A 3,735-nucleotide genomic window follows, 5' to 3' on the forward strand; every position below is an offset into this window, starting at 1 on the left:
TCTTCTAAACTAGAAAAACACATTTGATTACGCGGTATTCCTGTGATGTGTTGCATCATTAAATATACGACTTTTATTCCTTTTATTAAAATAATTTGTCTATTTTTGAAAGAATAAAACGTTAGTTTTTTCACAGACTGACGTTGTGCGTAATAAAAGGTATGAAGAAAAATATCAACATAATAAAATTACTTGAGGAATCAATCGAAGAAAATGAATCACATAATATTGGGTTATATGGAGGAAAGGCTTTTTCTGAATTTAAAAAAGAAGATTTCAATTTTATATTTGATTATGTAGAATTAAATGGAAATGATTTAAATGTCGTAGAATTTGTTTCTTTTTGTACTTGTAAGTTTTGGGATATAATTAGTACCATAAAGTACAAAGAAGAGTTTTGGGGTAGGAAATTTATAGAATTTAATTTTTTAGAATTACTATTTAGTAAGGCTGAAAATATTTTATTTTCTTATAACTTATTAATACAAAGCAAACAATACGAACAAGCTTTCTCCATTTTTAGAAATTATATTGAGTTATCATCCATAATATTTGCTTGTTCTCTTGATAAAGATTTTTTTGAAAAATACACTTCTAACACAGAAACAGAACAAGAAGATATTGAAATGTGGTTTAAACATTTAAAACCAAGTAAGATTTCAAATTTTTTAAAATCACGTAAAGGGAAAGATATTAACAAAATAGAAAATTATTCGATTGATAGATTTACAGGAGAACAACGAGCGACACTTTATAAGTATACATCTGAAATTTCTCACTCAAAATTCAAATCTTTAAAAAATAATAAGGACTTTAATGAAATGATGGTTTTTTCAACTGACTTTTTAGTCAATAGTACATTATTAATTCACATAATAAATTATGATAACTTAAATTATAATTCAGACAAAGATGAACGTAAACTCCAAATTATTGTGAATTTATGGATTAAAATTCTGTATGGACACATATTAAAATAGTAACTATGCACAACAAATGCTATACCAAATGCGGGTTTGCGTGTTCGTTGAAACATTTGAAATCTTTACATACATTTGTGCTGGCAGACAGTTGAGCAACAATTTATTCCCGCACTTGCCATAGCGTCGGCCGTTGTGCCAAATACCAAAAAACCAATCTTAATACATAAAAATCCTTTTAAATGAAATTAAAAAAATTTACTCTTATAATTTTATTCTTATCACAAAATATATTTTCACAAAGTTTAGCAGACGAATATTACAATTCTATGAAGTCGATTTGGGAAACTAAAATCACTGATGAAATGAGAAGCCAAGTTGACCCTAAAATGGACAGTTTATCAAAAAGCATAAATGGTGTTGGATTTCTTGAGTCTCAAGCAATAATTTCAAAAGAAGATACCGAAAATAAAATTTCAATTTTGAAAAACATTTTGGCTTTAAATAATCTTAATGCAAATGAAACTGAAACTACAATTTTAATAGAATCTGGATTTAATGAACCTAATATGAAAGGTTTTGTAATCTATGACAATAAATCTTATTGTTTCCAACAAAATGAAAATAAGGATTATAAAATTGAAAAATATCCTAAATATTTAAAGAATTATAAAAAAATGGATGAAAATAAGAGTAGGAGCATTTTTTTCTTTATTTTAAAAGATAATCGATTTGATGTAATAGAAAAAATGATTGAAGATGAAAAAAAAGATGCAGAAAGCAAAACTTTAACTTCAATTGTAAGTTATGAAATTTTAAATTACAATTCGAAAAGGTCTAAAAAATTAAATATCTATTACATAAATGAATATGGAACTGTAAATTAAAAAGGTACTAGGCACAACAGCCGTTTGGCGTGATTGGGTATTTAGTGTAATTAGCGTTTTTTTATTACCTTTATGTTCAGCCGAAAATACTCGGTTTCAAAAGTCCCCAACCTCGGCAAGCTCCAAGACGTTAAATATGAGCTTACAGAACAAAATGAAAAAATATTTTTTGTACCTATTTTTATTATTCTGCTTAATTGAATGCAGGAGTCAGAATACCAATTTGAAATTTGAAAATTTTGAGTTTGAATCAATCTTTGGAGGTCAAAAAGGAGATAAATCTAACGTTTATTGTTTACTTGGTAAAGGTTTTTTTAGAACACCGTCTTCAGAAAATACTGACGAATTAATAAATTCTTGGATTTTAAATCATAAAAACATTAAAATAATTCTTGTATCATCATTAATTGATGACAATAATGGTAATATAAATTATTGTTGGCTTGAAGATGAATATGGAAATACAATTAATGAATTTTTAATTAAAAATGGTTGTTTTCCAGGAGGAACTATGATGAGACCCAAAACTTTAAAAGAAGAGCCTAATGATTATATGTCTATTGATGAGTCAAAAATAAAAGTCTATATTGATTCTAAAAAATATGAGGAGTTTATTCAGAAAATAAAAAAAGCTGAACAATTTGCATCAGATAATAAACTGGGTATTTGGAATGAAGACTAATCAACAAAAGCCTACAGTTAATAGCATTTAAAATAAATGGCTTAGGTTAGGTATACTTCCGAATTTTCGACTAAAATTCAAAAGTTTGCTTTATATTTGTTTTGGCTTGGTCTTGGCTCGTCGCCAATTCCTTTGGTTGCAGAACTTTGGCATTAATTTAAAAAAAAAGCGAAAATTGAAGAAAATTTTATTTTTAATAATTACATTAACAATTTGTCAATTGACTTATTCGCAGAATAAAATTATACTGACAGAAAAAGACACTTTAAATGCTGAAATTATCGAAAACATTTTAGATTTCGAAGATATAATGTTTAAGAATTATATTCTCAAAAATATTGCTCCAAAAAACAAAAAAACAAAAATATATTATTATCAATACTTTAATAATCTAGAAGTTGCTAAAGGTGAAATTAGTTATGTTTCAACTATTAAAAACTTGAATAAGGGAATCAAAAATGATTCTATTTTAAACATTAAATTATTTGTAAAAACTTTAGACTTAAATAAAATTAAAGTTCAATTCTTTACCAATTATGAAAATGTTAAATCTAAAACAGAAAATTTAAGTTTTCAAAAATATGAAAAGGAACCAAATGAAATTGATTTTGGTTTTGAAGACAATATAAATACCTCTGAAAATTCACAAATGTTTTTTAGAATAATTATTGGGTATTATGCTGGTCGTAATTCTAATAATTTAGATTTAATAAATCGATATATAACAGCCGATAAATTCAAAAAAGTAAACCATACTTTTGACGAAGATTGGAATTATTTTATTTTTGAGTTTGAGATAGAATAAAAAACTACTGTTGTGCACAATTTTAGAACACCAAACAGACAACGAATTGATAAAAGAAATATATTTATTTAGTGGACTAATTGCAGTTGATGTGGCAAAACAAATTGACACCGGAGAACTTAATTTTAATAGCTTCTGCTAAGACAAAAAAAAATTTATTTTACTATAGTTTAGCGGGACACCTTGGGTTTCACAAACTTTTGCCTACTGGACTTTTGAAAAGCTCAAACTTTATTACAAACTAGTTTTTTGCGACAAGTGCAACATTTGATAAACAACTCTTAAAGCAAATTCTTATAGATATAGTGTGGGTTTTTTAACGACAAATCGTAAATATTTCTTTAAGTTATACGTCAAGGACGCCATCAAAACGTGTTTGTTTGCGTTTTTGATCCCTCTCGTATTAACTAGATTACTCACTTTTTTTTATTTTTTTTTGGA

At 26.2% G+C, this 3,735-nt stretch carries 4 protein-coding genes; all 4 read left to right on the forward strand.

The features are described from left to right. Nucleotides 1-161 precede the first annotated feature (161 nt). The gene (locus ACFSX9_RS00550) at nt 162-980 is read left to right on the forward strand and encodes a hypothetical protein (protein WP_379803070.1); all 819 of its coding nucleotides are present in this window, start codon (nt 162-164) and stop codon (nt 978-980) included. Between the two features lie 182 nt (nt 981-1,162). Then, a complete protein-coding gene (locus ACFSX9_RS00555) occupies nt 1,163-1,807 on the forward strand; it encodes a hypothetical protein (RefSeq protein ID WP_379803072.1) in 645 nt (214 codons plus the stop codon). Between the two features lie 154 nt (nt 1,808-1,961). Next, complete coding sequence (locus ACFSX9_RS00560; RefSeq protein ID WP_379803074.1) at nt 1,962-2,489, forward strand: hypothetical protein; 528 nt, start codon at nt 1,962-1,964, stop codon at nt 2,487-2,489. A 175-nt stretch (nt 2,490-2,664) separates the two neighbouring features. Beyond that, the gene (locus tag ACFSX9_RS00565; protein ID WP_379803076.1) at nt 2,665-3,294 is read left to right on the forward strand and encodes a hypothetical protein; all 630 of its coding nucleotides are present in this window, start codon (nt 2,665-2,667) and stop codon (nt 3,292-3,294) included. Nucleotides 3,295-3,735: the final 441 nt, after the last annotated feature.

Source organism: Flavobacterium ardleyense, assembly GCF_042686085.1.
Lineage (GTDB): Bacteria > Bacteroidota > Bacteroidia > Flavobacteriales > Flavobacteriaceae > Flavobacterium > Flavobacterium ardleyense.

Excerpts from the sequence above, each read along its gene's own strand:
- ACFSX9_RS00560 (WP_379803074.1), top strand. The coding sequence starts at position 1,962 with ATGAAAAAATATTTTTTGTACCTATTTTTATTATTCTGCTTAATTGAA.
- ACFSX9_RS00555 (WP_379803072.1), top strand. The coding sequence starts at position 1,163 with ATGAAATTAAAAAAATTTACTCTTATAATTTTATTCTTATCACAAAAT.
- ACFSX9_RS00550 (WP_379803070.1), top strand. The coding sequence starts at position 162 with ATGAAGAAAAATATCAACATAATAAAATTACTTGAGGAATCAATCGAA.